This window comes from Mesorhizobium sp. 113-3-9 (assembly GCF_016756515.1).
Lineage (GTDB): Bacteria > Pseudomonadota > Alphaproteobacteria > Rhizobiales > Rhizobiaceae > Mesorhizobium.
Map to the genome: position 1 here is coordinate 1,940,436 of NZ_AP023246.1, position 19,565 is coordinate 1,960,000.

Genomic DNA, 19,565 nt, shown 5'->3' on the forward strand with positions numbered 1-19,565 from the left:
GTCAAGGCAACAATTTTGCCGTGCCGACAGGTCAGAGCGTTCTGCCAAGGCATGAGCGCCGCACTTGAATCCCTCAGCGCCGGGTGTCTGCTGGAGATGGTGGCCGATCGGGTTTCCTTAACATCAAATTTACGAGGTTGGCGGTTTCCTGAAGCACAACCGGGATTCGGCATATACATTGCCCTCCCATTGATTGAGATGGCTTGGTGCGGATCAAGACCCAGATTATTGCCACCTTGTTGAGCGCAGCGGCCCTGATCGGCCTGGTGGGCGGCATTGCCATCGTCTCCCAGATATCGCTTACAAGATCCGGTGCGCTCGCCGAAGCGACGAGCGTCGGACGGCAATTGGCCGAAACGATTGCCTTCAGGGCTTCCGATGCACCGCATTCCTTGTTCGAAAGGCCAGACGCGCTGCGCGAATTCGTGAAATCGCAGCACAGCGACTCGAAACGCGATCTCGTTGTCGTCGATCACGACAAGGTCATCCTTGCCGATGTCCCGGGCGAAGAAAAAAATGTCGGCACACCGTACGGCCACGATCCCGACAATGAAGTCGGCCGCACGATCGAGGATGGCATGCCGCGGGACTTCGTCGAAACCAGTGCCGACATATCGGAAGCGATCAGCCTGGTCACAGTGCCAATCAAGGATGCCCCCGGCAAGACGGTCGGCGCTGTCCTGTTCGAGTATACGCCGCTGCTGCACGCTGCCCAAAAGCGCACCAACACCATCCTTTGGCTTGTCGGTCTGTGCACCGCTGCCGCCGTGCTGATCTCCGCCTTCTCGGCTTTCCTGTTGCTACGCGGCTTTGGCGCCGGTCTTTCAGGCCTCAACCGCGGCATCGAATCGCTGGCGCGCGGCGACGCCGGGGCGCGCATCGGCCATGCCTCCAATAACGAGTTCGGCCAATTGGCGCGAGGCTTCGATAGCATGGCAGCCGAGCTCGAATCCTCGCGTGGGCAACTCGTCGAGCAGAAAGCCTATATCGAGGATATCGTCCGCACCGTCGCCGAGGGCATTGTCGTCATCGACGGCAATGGCAAGATCGTCTCGGCCAATCCGGCAGCCGCCGAGATCGTCGGGCGGCGCAACGACAAGATCGAGGGGCAGGATTGGCCTGAGGTTCTCGACATAAGGGGACCGTCGGCAGACAGGCTGGCGCAGGCAACATCGCCGATCGAACTGGCGCTGACCACGGGTCGCCGGCATCAGGCCGAGGTACGGCTGGCAAAGCCTGATGGATCGTACCTGCCGGTGATTGCAAGCTGCAATCCGCTCAATCGCTCCGATGGCGGCATCGTGCTGACGTTGAACGACATCAGCGAGTTGCGCAGCGCCGAGCGGGCGGTCAGCGATCGCGCCGAGGAACTGGCGACACTGAACCGCGAACTGAAGGAGACGTCCCAGGCAACGACCCGCCTGGTCAAGCTCGGCGAGCTGCTTCAGGCGTGCGTCACCTTCCAGGAGGCTTTTTCCGTCGTCGGCTCGGCCATGCCGGATTTCTTCGGCGGATTGAGCGGAACCGTGCATCTGACCAGTGCCTCGCGCAACCTGGTCGAGGAAATGGCGCATTGGGGCACTGTGCGTTCGAGCGTTGGCCAGTTTGCGCCGGAAGATTGCTGGGCGCTGCGGCGCGGCCAGGAGCATGTTGCCGGCCCCGGCATGTTGACCCCACGCTGCAACCACATCACCGAGAATGGCGGTCGCGGCTATGTCTGCATGCCTCTGGCGGCGCAGGGGGAGACGCTTGGCATCGTGCATCTGTGCGAACCGGACGCCGCCGACAAGCCGGACTGGCTGGCCGAGCGGCAACAGATCCTGCGCGGCGTCGTCGATACACTGGCCCTGGCATTGGCCAATCTGCGCCTGCGCGAAACATTGCGGCAGCAATCGATCCGTGATCCGAACACCGGGCTCTACAACCGCCGCTATCTCGAGGAAACAAGCAGTCGCGAACTGAGGCGCATGGAGCGTTCCCAGCAGCCGCTGGCGATGATCATGCTCGATGTCGATCATTTCAAGCAGTTCAACGACACGTTCGGCCACGAAGCGGGCGATCTCGTGCTCAAGCAGGTTGCCGGCACGCTGCTCGACCATGCCAGGGACAGTGACGTGGTGTCCCGCTACGGAGGGGAAGAATTCGCCCTGATGATGCCGGGAACGTCGCTCGCCGATGCCGCCGAGCGCGCCGAAGCGCTGCGCAAGGCGATCAAGCAGCTGCATCTGGCGCATCGCGGCCGCACGCTTGGAACCATCACGGCCTCGTTCGGCGTGTCCGCCTTCCCGGAACTCGGCGCGTCATGGGTCGAAATCGTCAACGCCGCGGATCGTTCGCTCTATCAGGCAAAAGCGGACGGCCGCGACCGCGTCGTTGCCGGATTGGGCAAGGCCGATCCCGACTGGGACCTTTCCACTGCCAACCAAAGCGTGGGTTAACGCGACAGAACGAGCTCGGCATGTCGACGCTGGCGGGATCGATGGCGCGCATGGCCTCGCAATTGCCGATCTCGGACATGATCCTCCCGGCTGCGGCGAGAGCCTGCTCGCGGCTCCGCCAGCGCACCACATCGACCCAGCTGGTCGCGATGGTGCCGGCGAACCAGCGAGCTGGCTGCCTGGACGGGGAACGTCCAGCAGAAAGCGCCGGCTACCCTTTCGCGTCCAGCACTTCGCGCAGCTTGGCCCCGAGCTGCTCGATGGTGAACGGCTTGGCCAGGAAGTGCACGTCATGGTCGAGCACGCCATTATGGACGACAGCATTCCTGGTGAAGCCGGTGGTGAAGATGACTTTCAGTCCGGGCTGGCGCGCGACCGCCTCCTCGGCGAGCTTGCGGCCGTTCATCACCGGCATGACGATATCCGTGAACAGCAGGGCGACGCCTGAGGTCGCGGCGAGCTTCTCAAGGGCCTCCGGGCCGCTTGCGGCATGGATGACGGTGTAGCCGAGTTCGCGCATGACGTCGGTCGTGGCGGCCCGCACGCGGGCATCGTCCTCGACGACGAGGATTGTCTCGGTGACCTTGACGGAGCTCTTGCCACGCTCGGCGGGTGTTGCTGCCTCCTCTGGGCCGAAAAACCGCGGCAGATAGATCTTGATCGTCGTGCCTTCACCCGGTTCGGAGTAGATCTTGACGTGGCCGCCCGACTGTTTGACGAAGCCGAACACCTGGCTCAACCCAAGTCCCGTGCCCTTGTTGACCGGCTTGGTCGTGAAGAAGGGTTCGAAGGCCTTGGCGATGACCTCCGGTGGCATGCCGGCGCCGGTGTCGGTCACCGCCACCATCACATATTGGCCAGGCGTGACTTCGGCGTGTATCGAGGCATAGGCTTCGTCGAGATAGCTGTTGGCGGTCTCGATGGTCAATTTTCCGTCATTGTCCATGGCATCACGGGCATTGACGGCCAGGTTGAGGATCGCGTTCTCGATCTGGCTCGGATCGGCGTGGGTTTTCCACAGGCCGCCTGCCAAAACCGTTTCGATACGGATGCCTTCGCCGAGCGCTCGGTGCAGAAGGTCGGACATGCCGGTGACCAGCCGGTTGGTGTCGACGACCTGCGGCGCCAGCGGCTGCAGACGGGAGAAGGCAAGCAACCGCGAGGTCAGATTGGCGGCGCGGCTGGCAGCGTCCGTCGCGGCCTCGATGAATTTCTCGATGTCGTTCTCGCCGCGCTTCAGCTTGCGCTGGGCAAGGTTCATGGCGCTAAGGATCACCGCCAGCATGTTGTTGAAATCGTGGGCGATGCCGCCGGTCAGTTGGCCGACCGCTTCCATCTTCTGCATCTGGCGGATCTGGGATTCGGCCTTCTCGCGGGTGTCGATCTCGTTGCCGAGTTCGATGTTCTTGCCCATCAGCTCTGCCTGGGCTGTGGCGACCTCGCGGAAGCGGCGGCGGGATTCGCGAATCGTATAGGTGGCGAGCAGGAAGATCGCGAAGAGGGCGGCCAGCGAGCCGATGCGCAGCCAGGTCTCGACCTGGTCGGTATGCGCGTCGCGCTCGGCAACCGCGGCGCCTCCCATGCGCCGGATCGTGTCCATGCTGGCGCGGACCTCGTCCATGGCGGCTTTGCCCTGGCCGCTGCGGACCAGTCGCAAGGCCCCGGCCACGTCGCCCTTGTCGTAAAGGGCGATCGTCACGGCCAGTTCTGCCTGTTTCTGCGCCAGCGCGTCCTTGATGTGATTGATCTGCTGGACCAGCTGGTCGTCGGAAGCCGTCATGGCATTGATGCGGGAGAGCTGTCCGGGGATTGCCTCGACGGCCTTCCGATACGGTTCGAGATAGGATTTTTCCCCGGTCAGCAGGTAGCCGCGCTGACCACTTTCGGCATCCTGCGCCATTGAAAGGAGCCCGGAAAGCAGATCCTGGTACTCGATCGTCTCGCGCGCGGCGGCACGATTGGCCCTCTGGCCCTCGACGAGCAGGGCACGCGTGCCGACGATCAATGCCAGCACGGCGAAGCCGGCGACAAGCGGGAGCGATTGCAATCGCGTGGCGCGTCGAAGACGAGCAATCATCTGTTATGCCGAACCAAAAGGAATTCCCCGCGGGCAGCATTTGGTAAGCGGCACGGGCCTGGAAGGCAATATGCCGTCTTGTTGACGTCGGCATTCCGCCGCCAGCCTTGCGAAACCTTCGTCATTTGGCTAAGGAGGCCGCGCATTCAGCGGCCGGCGCCAGCCGGGCGCTTTCCTCCGCTTTCGGCTCCCAGTTTTTTGGCAAGGGGCCGGCTTCAGTCAAAGGCATTTCGCTTCCATGGCGCGTATCGTGATGAAATTCGGCGGAACCTCCGTCGCCGACATCGCCCGCATCCGCAATGTGGCGCGTCACGTCAAACGCGAGGTCGACGCCGGCCATGAAGTGGCGGTGGTGGTTTCGGCAATGGCCGGCAAGACCAACGAGCTGGTCGGCTGGACGCGCGAAGCCTCGCCGATGCACGACGCACGCGAATATGACGCCGTCGTCGCCTCCGGCGAGCAGGTCACGGCCGGTCTGCTGGCGATCACCTTGCAGAACATGGGCGTGCATGCGCGCTCCTGGCAGGGCTGGCAGATCCCGATCAAGACCGACAACGCGCATGGCGCGGCGCGCATTCTCGACATCGACGGCGCCTTCCTGATCAAGCGCTTCGGCGAGGGGCAGGTGGCCGTCATCGCCGGCTTCCAGGGCATCGGACCTGACAATCGCATCGCAACGCTCGGTCGCGGCGGTTCCGACACAAGTGCCGTCGCCATCGCCGCGGCGGTCAAGGCGGACCGTTGCGACATCTATACCGACGTCGACGGGGTCTACACCACCGATCCGCGCATCGAGCCCAAGGCGCGGCGGCTGGCCAAGATCTCCTTCGAGGAAATGCTTGAAATGGCCTCGCTCGGCGCCAAGGTTCTGCAGGTGCGTTCGGTCGAGCTTGCCATGGTGCACAGGGTGCGTACCTTCGTGCGGTCGTCCTTCGACGATCCCGACGCGCCCGGAATGGGGGATTTGCTCAATCCTCCGGGAACGCTCATTTGCGACGAGGAAGAGATCGTGGAACAGCAGGTCGTCACCGGAATTGCCTACGCCAAGGACGAGGCCCAGATTTCGCTGCGCCGCGTCGGCGACCGCCCAGGCGTCGCCGCCGGCATTTTCGGGCCGCTGGCCGAGGCCAACATCAATGTCGACATGATCGTCCAGAACATCTCCGAGGACGGCAAATTCACCGACATGACCTTCACCGTGCCATCGGGCGACGTCGACAAGGCGCTTGCCGTGCTTGAGCGGCTGAAAGCCGAGGTCGGCTACGATGTCGTGCAGTCCGAAGCCGGCATGTCGAAGGTCTCGGTCATCGGCATCGGCATGAGGAGCCACGCCGGTGTCGCCGCCACCGCCTTCAAGGCACTGGCGGACAAGGCGATCAACATTCGCGCCATCACCACCTCCGAGATCAAGATTTCGATACTGATCGACGGTCCGTACACCGAACTTGCGGTTCGCACTTTGCATTCCGTCTACGGTCTGGATAAGCAGTAGCAAGACTGAATCAGTTGTTGCGCGCGTGCCGGCAGCGGCGGAAACTGCGCCGGCAAGTGTTTCATTGGAGAAGAAGCCGCGATGCGTGACCAGGCCAGTGGCCCGCGCGTTTTGCTGAAACGGCTCCGCGAGCTCATGCAGGAGCCGCTGGAGCCGCAGGAGCGGCTTGACCGGATCGTGCGCGACATCGCCTCCAACATGGTCGCGGAAGTGTGCTCGCTCTATGTGCTGCGCGCCGATTCGGTGCTCGAGCTCTACGCCACCGAGGGTCTGAACCCGAACGCCGTGCACCTGGCGCAACTGCGGCTGGGACAAGGCCTGGTCGGAACCATCGCCGCCAGCGCGCGGCCGCTCAACCTTTCCAATGCCCAGGAACATCCGGCCTTTGCCTACCTGCCGGAGACCGGGGAAGAAATCTACAATTCCTTCCTTGGCGTCCCGGTGCTCAGGGCAGGACGCACTCTGGGCGTCCTCGTCGTCCAGAACAAGACCATGCGTCATTATCGCGACGACGAGGTCGAGGCGCTGGAAACCACGGCGATGGTCATCGCCGAGATGATCGCCACCGGCGACCTGGCGCGGCTGACCCGCCCCGGCCTCGAACTCGACTTGCGCCGGCCTGTCAGCTTCACTGGCCTGTCCTTCAATGATGGCGTCGGGCTTGGCCATGTCGTGCTGCACGAGCCGCGCATCGTCGTCACCAATTTGTTCAACGAGGACAGCGAGGAAGAGGTCCGGCGGCTGGAAAGCTCGCTCGGGTCGCTGCGGCTCTCCATCGACGACATGCTGGAGCGCCGAGATGTCGCTTTCGAGGGCGAGCACCGCCAGGTGCTGGAAGCCTATCGCATGTTCGCCAATGACCGCGGCTGGGTGCGGCGCCTGGAAGAGGCGATCCGCAACGGCCTGACGGCAGAGGCCGCGGTGGAAAAGGTGCAGAGCGACATGCGCGCCCGCATGCTGCACATGACCGATCCTTATCTGCGCGAGCGGATGAGCGATTTCGACGACCTCGCCAACCGGCTCCTGCGCCAGCTGATGGGACGCGGGCCGGAAGATGTCGCGGCTTCGTTGCCGAAGGACGCCATCATCGTCGCCCGCTCGATGGGTGCGGCCGAACTGCTCGACTACCCTCGCGACAAGCTGCGCGGGCTGGTGCTGGAGGATGGCGCGGCCACAAGCCATGTCGTCATCGTCGCCCGCGCCATGGGCATTCCGGTCGCCGGCCAGATGAAGGGCGCCGTTTCGATGGCGGAAAACGGCGATGCCATCATCGTCGACGGCGAGGAGGGCACGATCCATCTGCGGCCGCAGTCCGATCTTGAGGCCGCCTATGCCGAAAAAGTGCGTTTCAGGGCGCGCCGGCAAGAGGTCTACCGCGAACTGCGCAAGAAGCCGTCGATGACCAGGGACGGCGTCCAGGTCGACCTCTTGATGAATGCCGGGCTTGCCGTCGACCTGCCGCAGCTGGCCGAGGCGGGTGCCGCCGGCATCGGCCTGTTCCGCACCGAGCTGCAGTTCATGGTCGCCTCGACCTTTCCGCGTGCCGAGGCACAAGAAAAACTCTATCGCGACGTGCTGGAGGCCGCACGCGGCAAGCCGGTCACCTTCCGCACCATCGACATTGGCGGCGACAAGGTTCTGCCCTACTTCAAGGGCGCCATCCAGGAAGAGAACCCGGCGCTCGGCTGGCGGGCGATCCGCCTGACGCTCGACCGGCCGGGGCTGCTGCGCACCCAGATCCGAGCCCTGCTGAAGGCGAGCGGCGGGCGCGAGCTCAAGCTGATGCTGCCGATGGTGACCGAGCTCGGCGAGATTGCCCAGGCGCGCGAGATCATCGACCGCGAAGTGCGGCATCTGTCGCGCTTCGCCCACCATCTGCCGACCAGCCTCAAGCTGGGCGCGATGCTGGAAGTGCCGTCGCTTCTGTTCCAGCTCGACGAATTGATGAAGGCGGTCGACTTCGTCTCGGTCGGTTCGAACGACCTGTTCCAGTTCGTCATGGCGGTCGATCGCGGCAACACGCAACTGGCCAACCGCTTCGACACGCTGTCGGCGCCGTTCCTGCGTGTCTTGAAGCAGATCGCCGATGCCGGCATCCGCAACCACACGCCGGTGACGCTGTGCGGTGAACTCGCCGGCAAGCCGATTTCGGCGATGGCCCTGATCGGTCTCGGCTTCCGCTCGATCTCGATGTCACCGGCCTCGATCGGCCCGGTCAAGGCGATGCTGACGGAATTGCCGCTGGATGAGCTGACGGCGTTCTTCGACGACAATCTGATGGCGCCGGCGCAGGGGCTGCCGATGCGGGCGCTGCTGCAGGCCTTCGCCGACGACCGCTCGATCCCGTTGTAGCGCCCCCATCATGGTCAATTTGCCCCGCGATCGCATGGATCAAGTCGTCAAGCGTTTCGAGATGCTCGAAGCGCAGATGTCGGCCGGCCCGGCGCCGGATGCCTATGTGAAGATGGCGTCCGAATATGCCGAACTGCAGGACATGGTGGCCAAGGTCAGGGAATTGCGAGCGGCCGAACACGAGCAGGCCGACCTCGAAGCAATGCTCGCCGACAAGGGCACCGATGCCGAGATGCGGGCGCTTGCCGAGGCGGATCTGCCGGGGGTGGAGGAACGCATCGAGGCACTGCAGAAGGATATCCAGATCCTGCTCCTGCCCAAGGATGCCGCCGACGACAAGAACGCCATCCTCGAAATCCGCGCCGGAACCGGCGGCGACGAGGCCGCGCTTTTCGCCGGTGACCTGTTTCGCATGTATGAGCGCTATGCCGCCGAGCGTGGCTGGCGGTTCGAGACGGTGTCGGCCAGCGACGGCGATGCCGGCGGGTTCAAGGAAATCATCGCCACGGTTTCCGGCAAGGGCGTTTTCGCCCATCTGAAATTCGAGTCCGGCGTGCATCGCGTGCAGCGCGTGCCGGCGACCGAGGCGAGCGGGCGCATTCATACCTCGGCGGCGACGGTGGCGGTACTGCCGGAAGCCGAAGAGGTCGACATCGAGATCCGTGCCGAAGACATCCGCATCGATACGATGCGCGCCTCGGGTTCCGGCGGCCAGCATGTGAACACCACCGATTCGGCTGTCCGCATCACCCATTTGCCGACCGGCATCATGGTGGTGCAGGCGGAGAAGTCGCAGCACCAGAACCGGGCGAAGGCCATGCAGATCCTGCGCGCCCGGCTCTATGACCTGGAGCGCGGCAAGGCCGACGAGGAGCGTTCCGAATCGCGCAAATCGCAGGTCGGCTCCGGCGATCGCTCGGAACGCATCCGAACCTATAATTTCCCGCAAGGCCGAGTCACCGACCACCGGATCAACCTGACGCTCTACAAGCTCGACCGGGTGATGATGGGCGAACTCGACGAAGTCATCGACGCGCTGATCGCCGACCACCAGTCGAAGCTGCTGGCCGATATCGGCCTCGATGGCTGACCCTCTGCCCAACGCGCTGGGGCCGCTGTTGCGGGAAGCGCGGGCCAGGCTTGTGGCGGCCGGGGTGGATGATCCCCCGCTCGACGCACGGCTGATCGTCGAACATTTTTCCGGCACGACCCGTACGCAGGCCATTGCCGACCCTGAACATGAGATCGACAGCAACGCCATCGCCGCGATCGACGCCGCCCTGGGGCGTCGAGCCGCCGGCGAACCCGTGCACCGCATCCTGGGCTACCGTGAATTCTACGGTTTGCGCCTGGCGCTGTCGCCGGAAACGCTGGAACCCAGGCCGGATACCGAAACTCTGGTCGAGGCGGTGCTGCCTTTCGTCAAGACAATTGCCGCGCGGGAGGGTTCGTGCCGCATCCTCGATCTCGGCACCGGGACGGGCGCCATCGCCCTGGCACTGCTGAGTGCGGTGCCGACCGCTACCGCCACTGGCGTCGACATCGCAGCCGGCGCGCTGGCGACGGCGGCCCGCAATGCCGGGCAAATCGGGGTTGGCGACCGGTTCGCGACGGTTCGATCGGACTGGTTCGAAAAAGTTTCCGGCCGATACCATGTAATTGCCGCAAACCCTCCCTATATACTTTCACGAGACATTGGAAATCTGCAGGACGAGGTCCGCGATTTCGACCCACGCCTGGCCCTGGATGGCGGCGTGGATGGGCTGACCCCCTACAGGATCATCGCCGCCGAAGCGGCACCATTTCTGGAAGCAGAAAGCAGGATTGCGGTCGAGATCGGCCACACGCAACGTAACGAGGTCAACGACATATTCCGTGCAGCCGGCTACGCTGCGGGTGAGTTGTTTCGTGATCTTGGCGGAAACGACAGGGTTCTTGTCTTTCAATGGGGATAAGCCTTGACGCACTGCGAAAAAACCGCTTGGCAATACCGGGGAATGCGGCTAGGGTCGCCTCAACCGGATGAGACGAAGCAGGCAGTGCTCTTAGCGATTCGGTCCTCCTTGGAAATAGCTGCCTTCTTGCGCAAACGACGCCCAAGCTTCGTGCGGGAATCGTCCGGCAAGTGATGTAACCGGAACAGGATGGCACGTGGCGCCAACGCAATTGATGCGGGCGAACGCCGGTGAAGAAACGAAACGGCTGGCTGCATGAGCGCCTCCGTTCGTGACGAGTTTTCGAAAATTTCAAGATGAAGAGAGTCGAATGAGGCCACAACAGCAGAACAGGCGCATGCGCGGTCGCAATAACAATGGCGGCGGCGGTGGCAACAACAATAACAACAACAACCGCAAGGGCCCGAATCCCCTGACGCGCAACTACGAGAGCAACGGCCCGGACGTGAAGATCCGTGGATCGGCTCAGCAGATCGCCGAAAAATACGCCACCCTGGCCCGTGACGCGCAAAGCTCCGGCGACAGGGTCATGGCGGAGAACTATCTCCAGCACGCCGAACACTATAATCGCATCATTGCCGCCGCGCAGGCGCAGATGCCGATCCAGAACGTCCAGCAGAACCGCGACGATTTCGACGATGACGGTGATGAGGATCGCGACGAGTTCGACAATGCCGGGAACAATGGGGCCGGCAACACCGTTTCCGAACCACAAGTACCTGTGATCAACCATGGCGCCGGTCCGCAGCCGGTGATCGAAGGCATGCCGGCGGAGGTCGCGCTGAACCGGGACGGCCGCGACAATCGGGACAATGCCGGGCGCGATAATAGCGGACGTGACAACAACGGACGCAACAATAACCGCGACAACAATGGCGGGCGCCACCGCGATCGCCGTCCCAATGGCGGCTTTGGCCAGAATGGCCAGCGCGATTATGCTTCGTCCGCCGAGCAAGGCGGTCAGCAGCAGCGCAACGAATTCCCGGGGCAGGCGGAAGTACAGGCAGAGCCCGGTTCGCCGGTCGAGACCGCTGCGGTAGCCGAGCCGGCTCCGCTGTTCGAGAGTTTTTCGCCAGCGGCTCTTGCCGCTCAGGCCGAGCTCAACGAGGCGGCCACCGAGAGCGGTGCCGCCCGCCGCCCGCGCCGTCCGCGCCGTCCGCGCGCCAGTGCCGACCAGGTCGACGCCGGCAGCGGCAATACGGATGCCGGCGAGGTGGCCGCGGCTCCGGCAGACAACGGCAGTTCCGAGCCGGTGATTGCCGACATCGACAACTGATCGAACACCATTTGAAGACGTGGAACGGCGGGGAGAAATCTCCGCCGTTTCCGTTTGGGCTGACGTGGAATATTATGCATTGACCGATATCAAGGCGTCTTGAGACGGCATGGTCCATGCACCATATCTCGGCTGAACAGGATCCGGCTCGAATGGGCGGGTCCGTCACCGCAATCTGATCCGGTGCCGCGAAGCGGGCCGGTGATGGAAGGAGACAGATATGAACCTTGAGAAGTACTCCGAGCGCGTGCGCGGCTTTATCCAGTCCGCGCAGACCATGGCGCTCTCCCGCAATCACCAGCAATTCACTCCCGAACACATTTTGAAGGTCCTCGTCGACGATGATGAGGGCTTGGCCGCGTCGCTGATCGAACGCGCCGGCGGCAACGTCCGCGACATCAAGCTCGGCGTCGAGACCGCGCTCGAGGCGATGCCGAAGGTGGAAGGCGGCAATGGCCAGCTTTATCTGGCACAGCCGCTGGCCAAGGTGTTCTCGACCGCCGAGGAACTGGCCAAGAAGGCCGGGGACAGCTTCGTCACCGTCGAGCGGCTGCTGCAGGCGCTCACCATGGAGAAGTCGGCAAAGACCGCCGATATCCTGGCCAAGGCCGGAGTCACCGCGCAGGCGCTGAACCAGGTCATCAATGACGTCCGCAAGGGCCGCACCGCCGATTCGGCGAGTGCCGAGCAGGGCTATGACGCGCTGAAGAAATATGCGCGCGACCTGACCGCGGATGCCCGCGCCGGCAAGCTGGACCCCGTGATTGGCCGCGACGACGAGATCCGCCGCACCATCCAGGTGCTGTCGCGGCGCACCAAGAACAATCCGGTGCTGATCGGCGAGCCGGGCGTGGGCAAGACGGCGATCGCCGAAGGCCTGGCGCTGCGCATCGTCAATGGCGACGTGCCGGAATCGCTGAAGGACAAGCAGTTGATGGCGCTCGACATGGGCGCGCTGATCGCCGGTGCCAAGTATCGCGGCGAGTTCGAGGAGCGGCTGAAGGCCGTACTCTCGGAAGTCACCTCGGCCAATGGCAACATCATCCTGTTCATCGACGAAATGCACACTCTGGTCGGTGCCGGCAAGGCGGACGGTGCGATGGATGCGTCGAACCTGTTGAAGCCGGCGCTCGCGCGCGGCGAATTGCACTGCGTCGGCGCCACCACGCTCGATGAATACCGCAAGCATGTCGAGAAGGATCCGGCACTTGCCCGTCGCTTCCAGCCGGTCTTCGTCGATGAGCCGACGGTGGAGGACACGGTCTCGATCCTGCGCGGCCTGAAGGAGAAATACGAACAGCACCACAAGGTGCGCATCTCCGACTCGGCGCTGGTGGCGGCGGCGACGCTGTCCAATCGCTATATCGCCGACCGCTTCCTGCCGGACAAGGCGATCGACCTGGTCGACGAGGCCGCCTCGCGGCTTCGCATGCAGGTCGATTCAAAGCCCGAGGCGCTGGACGAGATCGACCGCCGCATCATGCAGCTCAAGATCGAGCGCGAGGCGCTGAAGGTCGAGACGGATGACGCCTCGAAAGACCGTCTCGCCCGCCTGGAAAAGGAACTTGTCGGGCTCGAGGAAGAATCCACCGAGATCACCGCCAAATGGCAGGCCGAGAAGCAGAAGCTCGGGCTCGCCGCCGACTTGAAGAAGCAGCTCGACGAGGCGCGCAACGAACTGGCCATTGCCCAGCGCAAGGGTGAATTCCAGCGCGCCGGCGAGCTTGCCTATGGCAAGATTCCGGAACTGGAAAAGAAACTCAAGGAAGCCGAAGCCCAGGACGGCAAGGCCGGCATGGTCGAGGAGGTGGTCACCCCCGACCACGTCGCCCATATCGTCTCGCGCTGGACCGGCATTCCGGTCGACAAGATGCTGCAGGGCGAACGCGACAAGCTGCTGCGCATGGAAGACGAGATCGGCAAGCGGGTCGTCGGCCAGGGTGAGGCGGTGCAAGCCGTTTCCAAGGCAGTGCGGCGCGCCCGCGCCGGCCTGCAGGATCCGAACCGGCCGATCGGCTCGTTCATCTTCCTCGGGCCGACGGGTGTCGGCAAGACCGAACTGACCAAGGCGCTGGCAAGCTTCCTGTTCGACGACGACAGCGCCATGGTGCGCATCGACATGTCGGAGTTCATGGAGAAGCACTCGGTCGCCCGGCTCATCGGCGCGCCTCCCGGCTATGTCGGCTATGAGGAAGGCGGCGCGCTCACCGAAGCGGTGCGGCGCCGGCCCTATCAGGTCGTGCTGTTCGACGAGATCGAGAAGGCGCATCCCGATGTCTTCAACGTGCTTTTGCAGGTACTCGATGACGGCCGGCTCACCGACGGGCAGGGCCGCACGGTCGATTTCCGCAACACGCTGATCATCATGACGTCGAACCTCGGTGCCGAATATCTGGTCAATCTCGGCGAGGACCAGGATGTCGACGCGGTGCGCGACGAAGTGATGGGCGTGGTGAGGGCATCGTTCCGGCCGGAGTTCCTCAACCGCGTCGACGAGGTGATCCTGTTCCACCGGTTGCGCCGCAAGGACATGGACCGCATCGTCGAAATCCAGCTCAAGCGGCTGGAAAGCCTGCTTGTCGATCGCAAGATCACGCTGTCGCTGGATCACGAGGCGATCGAGTGGCTGGCGGCCAAGGGCTATGACCCGGCCTATGGCGCGCGGCCGCTGAAGCGGGTGATGCAGAAGGAGTTGCAGGACCCGCTGGCGGAGAAGATCCTGCTCGGCGAGATCCTCGACGGCTCGACCGTCAAGGTGACGGCCGGTTCCGACCGGCTGAACTTCCGTTCCAAGCCGACGGTCGTGGCGACCGAAGCGGCGGCTTGATCCCGCGCCGCGCGTCCACCCTGGGCGCGCGGCGTTTTCATACTGATGATGGGGCGTGGATGACGCTGGACGACTACAACAGCTTCTGCGCCTCGCTTCCCGCAACAAACCATGTCGTCCAGTGGGGTGGCGCCCATGTCTGGAAGGTCGGGACCAAGGTGTTTGCGATCGGCGGCTGGGATCAGGGCCAGCAGCTCTTCGTCACCTTCAAATGTTCCGACATCGCCTATGACGTGCTCAAGGAGCAGCCGGGCTTGCTGCCCGCGCCCTATCTTGCTTCACGCGGCATGAAATGGATCCAGCGTCGGACAAGCCAGAGCATGGATGATGGTGCGCTGAAGGACTATTTGCGCGAAAGCCATCGCCTTGTCGCCCTGAAGCTGACCAAGCAGGCGCGCAAGGAACTGGGCCTTGCCGCAAGCTAGCTGATATTCGTCTATACGCCGGAAAACCGCCATCTTCATGCCCGGTTCATGTTGGAACCATATGGTGGGGTAACTGGTTTGCTGGCGAAGGGGTTCGCCGAAGAACAACGCCGGGCGGCGGCAATTACGGACCGGAGAGTTTGGCCACAATGTTCCGCACGATCTTTGCCGTTTCGGCGCTTGCCGCCGGGCTTGTGTCTTTTGGTGCGCTTGCTGCGCCGACACAGGACAATGCACCACGGCTTGTCCGCGCTGCCGATGACGGCGGCATTCTCGTCGCCCAGGATGGGAATCTGGATATCTACTATGATGCCCGCGGCAACCGCGTCATCGTTGATGCCGATACCGGCAAGGTCATCGCCATCCAGCCGCCGCAGACACGGCTTGACCGGCGCGCGCTGCGCCGCGAGACAAGGCTGCGCGAGTTGGGCCGGGCTCCCGCCGATGACGACCGTTACTATCTCGACAATCCGGAAGACATGGCGCGGTTCCGCCGCAAGCAGTTGGAAGAGGAAGGCCGGGTCATCCCGCCGCCGGCCGACGAATATGACCCCTATGGCGACAATTCGGTGGAAGCCTATCCGCCGGCGCCGCAGGACGACGGCAATTACGACAACAACTATCCCGATGCGCCGCAGCCGGCAAAGCCGGGCACGATCAAGCGCCAGCCGCTGAACGAGGCCTCGATAGACCCTGTGCAGCCGACGGAACAGGCACCGCCCGCCGACCAATCGGCATTGCCGCCGAAGATTGACGGCAAGACCACGGTTGACCCATCGCTGTCGCTGGGCGCCCGCCAGGATGTAGCGGCGCTGCAGGTGCTGCTCGACCGGGGTGGCGCTTCGCCTGGCGTCATCGACGGGCGGTTCGGCTCGAATGTCGACAAGGCGATCGCCGCGTATAATGAGATCACCGGCAGCAATCTCAAGTCGACCGATGCTGTCGGTATCCAGACGGCCCTTGCGCAATCCGGTGGCGACGCGTTTGCCAACTATACGATCACCGCGGAGGATGCGGCCGGTCCCTATGTCGCCTCGGTCCCGGAAGACTACAGCCAGAAGGCGCAGCTCAACTGCATGTGCTACACCTCTGTCACCGAGGCGCTGGCGGAGCGCTTCCACATGGACGAGAACTATCTGAAGTCGATCAACAAGGGCCTCGACTTCAACCGCCCCGGCACGATCATCAAGGTCGCCAATTTCGGCAAGCTGGTGTCAACGCCCGTCGCGCGTATCGTTGCCGACAAGACCAAGAAAGAAGTGTACGCCTACGATGCGGGTGGCAAGCTGGTCGCGGCCTATCCCGCCACCATCGGCTCGGCCGATACGCCGTCGCCCACCGGTATCCACGCCGTGTCGCGCATCGCGCTCGATCCGAACTACACCTACAACCCGAACATCAATTTCAAGCAGGGCCAGAACGACAAGATCCTGACCATTCCGCCTGGCCCCAACGGACCTGTCGGGTCGGTCTGGATTGCCCTGGACAAGCCGACCTATGGCATCCACGGAACGCCCGAACCGTCGAAGATCGGCAAGACCGAAAGCCATGGCTGCGTGCGCCTCACCAACTGGGACGCGCGCGAACTCGCCAAGCTGGTGTCGCCGGGCGTTACCGTGGAGTTTGTCGGCGGACCTTCAGCCGATGACGTTGCGCAGCAATGAGCCGCGCAGCGCGGCGGCATAGATCAGCTGCACGACCAGAATGAAGCCGACGCTGAGCAACGGGTTGACCAGGCAGAGTGCGGCGCCGATCACCCACAGGATCTGCGCCTTGACGATACGCATGTAGACCATGCGCCTCGTTTCGGCGTCGACATCTTCCGCGACAAAGCCGTTCTTTTCCGCATAGTGCCAGCTGGCGAACAGGGTGACGCCGAGCATCAGCAGGTTGAACCAGTAGACCAGCACCGCGGTCCTGAATTCGAGGAAGTCCGCCAGCAGGTCGGTCGAAAACGGCAAGAGCGCGATAAAGGCGAGAAAGCAGAGGTTCAGCGTGGCGAGCCGTCTGTCGGACTTGGCGATCAGTCCATGCTGGGCCTGCTGGCCGAACCAGAATATGGTCAGGGTCAGGAAACTCAACGCATAGGTCAGGAAGCGCGGCGCCAGTGCCGCGATGGCGGCAAGCAGATCGTGCTCGGAATGAACAGTCTCATTCGCCGGCACCCTGATCTCGAGCACGATCAGCGTGAGCGCGATGGCGAAGACGCCGTCGGTGATGCCGACAATGCGGCCGCGTCCTTCCGCCGACGCTTCGAGTGGGCGCTTCATCGGTTCCTCCGCCTGCGGTTCCCGGAAAAATCTAGCACGACTGAGGCCATTTGCATCCGGACGGGATGTTTCCTGGCAATATGGCTGGTTTCAAGGACTACAAGCTGCTGGCCGGTTGTTGCCAGCCCAGCGGCGGTCTAAGCAGAGTGCCATGCATTCGCCAGATGAAGCCGCCGCAATTCCGCTGACCAGACCGGTCACGAACGGGACGTTCTGCCCGCAATCGCAGCGCCGATACGTGCTGATCGCGGCGATCCTGGCGTCGGCGCTCGGCTTCATCGACGGTTCGATCCTGGCCATCGCCATGCCGGCGATCCGCGTCAATCTTGGCGCCAGTCTCGCCGAGGCGCAGTGGATCTCCAATGGCTATGCGTTGACGCTGTCGGCGCTGATCCTCGCCGGCGGGGCCGCCGGCGACCGGTTCGGGCTGCGCCGCGCCTTCGTGGCCGGCATCGTGTTGTTTGTCGCAGCCTCGCTTGCCTGTGCGCTGGCACCGAATGCTGTCGTGCTGATCGCGTTTCGCGCCCTCCAGGGCATTGGCGCGGCGATCATGGTGCCGGGCAGCCTCGCCATCATCGCCAAGGCCTACCCAAAGAAAGAACGCGGCCGTGCGATCGGCATCTGGGCGGCGGCCTCGGCGCTGACCACCGCACTCGGCCCCGTGCTCGGCGGCCTCGTTTTGTCGGCTTTCGGCGACGGCATCTGGCGGGCGATCTTCGCCGTCAACCTGCCTCTCGGCCTGATTTCGATCTATCTCCTGCTTGCCAAGATTCCAGCCGATGCGCCGACGGAGAAACGCAGCCTGGATCTCGGCGGTGGGGCGCTGGCGACATTGGCCTTCGGCGCGCTTGCATATGGGCTGACGTCAATGAGTTCCAGCGGCGAGGGCCACATGGCAGGGCCGAGCATTGCCGCCGGCGGGGTGCTGCTTGTGGTCTTCATCCTGTTCGAGCAGCGACAGCGCGAGCCGATGATCGATCTCAGCCTGTTTCGCATCGGCGCTTTCGCCGGCGCCAATGTAGCGACCTTCTTTCTCTATTTCGCGCTGTCGGCCAATCTCTTCTATCTGCCGATGCTGCTGATAGCCGGCTGGGGGCTGAGCACGGCCGAGGTCGGCTTCATCTTCCTGCCTCTGTCCGCATCGATCGCACTTCTGTCGGGACCGGTCGGTCAATTGTCTGACCGGATCGGGCCGCGTTTCCCGATCGCCTGCGGCAGCCTGATCGTGGCCTTCGCCTTTGCCGGACTTGCCTTGCTCACCCATGCCGGCATCCATAATTTCTGGACGGGGACGTTCCCGCTGATGGCGCTGATGGGACTAGGTATGGCGCTGGTCGTCTCGCCACTGTCGACCGCGATCATGACAGCGGTGGAAGACAAGGATACGGGGGCTGCTTCCGGCATCAACAATGCCGTCTCGCGCATTGGCGGCCTGATCGCGGTGGCGGCGATGGGATCGCTGGCGGCCTGGGTCTATGCCCATGCATTGGACGGAAGTGCGATTTCAGCCGTGCCAGGCTTCGGCGAACCGGCACCGGCTGGACTTGCGCCCGCACTCGATGCGGCACGGCAGGCCGCCAGTGACGCTGCCTTCTCCGTGGTCTCTTGGGTGACGGCGCTGCTTTGCCTGCTTTCAGCTGTCATCGCGTGGACGACAATTTCCGGAGAGCTGCTGCCATGGTCGCGGCGTGCGGAAACCAGGCAAGACTGAAACGCGCAGGTTCAGCCTTCGATCTTGGCGCTGGCGACTTTCAGTGAATTGCCATCTTCCTGCTTCAGCAGATCGTCGATGCGCTCGCGCTCGCGCTTGAAGGCAACGAGGTCGTCGCCTTTCAGCACCTTGCCGACCGGCAGGCGGACCCGCATCGGATCGACCTTGGTGCCGTTGACGATCAGTTCGTAGTGGAGATGCGGGCCGGTGGCGAGGCCGGTCTGGCCGAGATAACCGATGGTCTGGCCCTGGCGCACCCGCATTCCCGGCTCGATGCCTTTGGCAAAGGCGCTCTGGTGATTGTACGAGGTTTCGTAGCCATTGGCATGGCGGATGATGATCTGCTTGCCGTAGCCGCCGGCCCAGCCGACCTTCTCGACGACGCCATTGCCGGCGGCGATGATCGGCGTGCCGATCGGAGCCGCCCAGTCGACGCCGGTATGCATGCGGACATAGCCGAGGATCGGATGTTTGCGGGCGCCGAAACCGGAGCGGAATTTTCCGGCCGGCAGCGGATTGCGCAGCAGGAACTGCTGGGCGCTCGAGCCGTCCTCGTCGAAATAGTCGGTGCTGCCGTCCTGCATCTGGAAACGGTAGAAGTTGCGCGTCGTGCCGCCAAACGTCGCCGAGACGTAGAGAAGTTCGGAATTGTCCGATGTCTGGTCGTCACCGTCGGGCTGCGAGAACAGCACTTCGAGGCGGTCGGAGGGATTGAGGCGGGACTGGAAGTCGACGTCGGACG

General features: G+C 63.6%; 13 protein-coding genes (1 of these 13 only partly in view). 10 read left to right on the forward strand and 3 right to left on the reverse strand.

Annotated elements, in window-relative coordinates; genetic code table 11:
- The first annotated feature begins 206 nt into the window (after positions 1-206).
- Positions 207-2,438, forward strand: a complete 2,232-nt coding sequence (locus MesoLj_RS09425; RefSeq protein WP_202325831.1) for a diguanylate cyclase — start codon at positions 207-209, stop codon at positions 2,436-2,438.
- Between the two features lie 211 nt (positions 2,439-2,649).
- Here MesoLj_RS09425 and MesoLj_RS09430 read toward each other — a convergent pair whose 3' ends face one another.
- A complete protein-coding gene (locus MesoLj_RS09430; protein WP_202325832.1) occupies positions 2,650-4,515 on the reverse strand; it encodes a CHASE3 domain-containing protein in 1,866 nt (621 codons plus the stop codon).
- A gap of 238 nt (positions 4,516-4,753) precedes the next feature.
- Here MesoLj_RS09430 and MesoLj_RS09435 point away from each other — a divergent pair, with 238 nt between their 5' ends.
- The 8 genes from MesoLj_RS09435 to MesoLj_RS09470 all read left to right on the forward strand — a co-directional run bounded on the left by MesoLj_RS09435 (position 4,754) and on the right by MesoLj_RS09470 (position 16,506).
- Entirely contained in the window at positions 4,754-6,007 is a 1,254-nt protein-coding gene (locus MesoLj_RS09435) for an aspartate kinase (RefSeq protein ID WP_140772248.1), read from the forward strand.
- A gap of 81 nt (positions 6,008-6,088) precedes the next feature.
- Positions 6,089-8,359 (forward strand): phosphoenolpyruvate--protein phosphotransferase, encoded by a 2,271-nt coding sequence (gene ptsP, locus MesoLj_RS09440; protein ID WP_140772246.1) that lies wholly within the window; start codon positions 6,089-6,091, stop codon positions 8,357-8,359.
- A 10-nt stretch (positions 8,360-8,369) separates the two neighbouring features.
- Positions 8,370-9,449 (forward strand): peptide chain release factor 1, encoded by a 1,080-nt coding sequence (gene prfA, locus MesoLj_RS09445; protein WP_056576253.1) that lies wholly within the window; start codon positions 8,370-8,372, stop codon positions 9,447-9,449.
- Positions 9,442-10,314, forward strand: a complete 873-nt coding sequence (gene prmC / locus MesoLj_RS09450; protein WP_202325833.1) for a peptide chain release factor N(5)-glutamine methyltransferase — start codon at positions 9,442-9,444, stop codon at positions 10,312-10,314. Before prfA ends, prmC begins: the two co-directional genes overlap by 8 nt.
- 310 nt (positions 10,315-10,624) lie before the next feature.
- Positions 10,625-11,590 (forward strand): DUF4167 domain-containing protein, encoded by a 966-nt coding sequence (locus tag MesoLj_RS09455; RefSeq protein ID WP_202325834.1) that lies wholly within the window; start codon positions 10,625-10,627, stop codon positions 11,588-11,590.
- A 220-nt stretch (positions 11,591-11,810) separates the two neighbouring features.
- Complete coding sequence (clpB, locus tag MesoLj_RS09460; RefSeq protein WP_202325835.1) at positions 11,811-14,417, forward strand: ATP-dependent chaperone ClpB; 2,607 nt, start codon at positions 11,811-11,813, stop codon at positions 14,415-14,417.
- Positions 14,418-14,476: 59 nt separating this feature from the next.
- Positions 14,477-14,842, forward strand: coding sequence for an MmcQ/YjbR family DNA-binding protein (locus MesoLj_RS09465; protein WP_140772238.1), 366 nt, complete (start codon positions 14,477-14,479; stop codon positions 14,840-14,842).
- 149 nt (positions 14,843-14,991) lie between these two features.
- Positions 14,992-16,506: a L,D-transpeptidase family protein gene (locus tag MesoLj_RS09470; protein WP_202325836.1), complete on the forward strand. Its 1,515-nt coding sequence runs from the start codon at positions 14,992-14,994 to the stop codon at positions 16,504-16,506.
- On the opposite strand, the gene MesoLj_RS09475 is transcribed toward MesoLj_RS09470, so the two are convergent.
- Positions 16,480-17,112, reverse strand: coding sequence for a TMEM175 family protein (locus MesoLj_RS09475; RefSeq protein WP_202325837.1), 633 nt, complete (start codon positions 17,110-17,112; stop codon positions 16,480-16,482). The two genes, MesoLj_RS09470 and MesoLj_RS09475, sit on opposite strands and share 27 nt — an antisense overlap.
- Before the next feature lie 151 nt (positions 17,113-17,263).
- Between MesoLj_RS09475 and MesoLj_RS09480 the strand changes: the two genes are divergently transcribed.
- On the forward strand, positions 17,264-18,823 hold the full coding sequence (locus tag MesoLj_RS09480; RefSeq protein WP_202325838.1) for an MFS transporter: 1,560 nt from the start codon (positions 17,264-17,266) through the stop codon (positions 18,821-18,823).
- An 11-nt stretch (positions 18,824-18,834) separates the two neighbouring features.
- On the opposite strand, the gene MesoLj_RS09485 is transcribed toward MesoLj_RS09480, so the two are convergent.
- Positions 18,835-19,565, reverse strand: the 3' end of a protein-coding gene (locus tag MesoLj_RS09485) for a M23 family metallopeptidase (RefSeq protein WP_202325839.1). The gene runs 1,240 nt beyond the window's last position; the window shows 731 of its 1,971 coding nt (coding positions 1,241-1,971); the start codon falls outside the window, past its right edge — the gene reads right to left on this strand; the stop codon is at positions 18,835-18,837.

What these genes read in the sequence shown, in the direction of transcription:
- MesoLj_RS09435 (WP_140772248.1), top strand. Translation starts at nt 4,754, where the DNA reads ATGGCGCGTATCGTGATGAAATTCGGCGGAACCTCCGTCGCCGACATC.
- MesoLj_RS09465 (WP_140772238.1), top strand. Translation starts at nt 14,477, where the DNA reads ATGACGCTGGACGACTACAACAGCTTCTGCGCCTCGCTTCCCGCAACA.
- MesoLj_RS09470 (WP_202325836.1), top strand. Translation starts at nt 14,992, where the DNA reads ATGTTCCGCACGATCTTTGCCGTTTCGGCGCTTGCCGCCGGGCTTGTG.
- prmC (WP_202325833.1), top strand. Translation starts at nt 9,442, where the DNA reads ATGGCTGACCCTCTGCCCAACGCGCTGGGGCCGCTGTTGCGGGAAGCG.
- MesoLj_RS09430 (WP_202325832.1), bottom strand. Translation starts at nt 4,515, where the DNA reads ATGATTGCTCGTCTTCGACGCGCCACGCGATTGCAATCGCTCCCGCTT.
- MesoLj_RS09475 (WP_202325837.1), bottom strand. Translation starts at nt 17,112, where the DNA reads ATGAAGCGCCCACTCGAAGCGTCGGCGGAAGGACGCGGCCGCATTGTC.
- prfA (WP_056576253.1), top strand. Translation starts at nt 8,370, where the DNA reads ATGGTCAATTTGCCCCGCGATCGCATGGATCAAGTCGTCAAGCGTTTC.
- MesoLj_RS09480 (WP_202325838.1), top strand. Translation starts at nt 17,264, where the DNA reads ATGCATTCGCCAGATGAAGCCGCCGCAATTCCGCTGACCAGACCGGTC.
- ptsP (WP_140772246.1), top strand. Translation starts at nt 6,089, where the DNA reads ATGCGTGACCAGGCCAGTGGCCCGCGCGTTTTGCTGAAACGGCTCCGC.
- MesoLj_RS09455 (WP_202325834.1), top strand. Translation starts at nt 10,625, where the DNA reads ATGAGGCCACAACAGCAGAACAGGCGCATGCGCGGTCGCAATAACAAT.
- clpB (WP_202325835.1), top strand. Translation starts at nt 11,811, where the DNA reads ATGAACCTTGAGAAGTACTCCGAGCGCGTGCGCGGCTTTATCCAGTCC.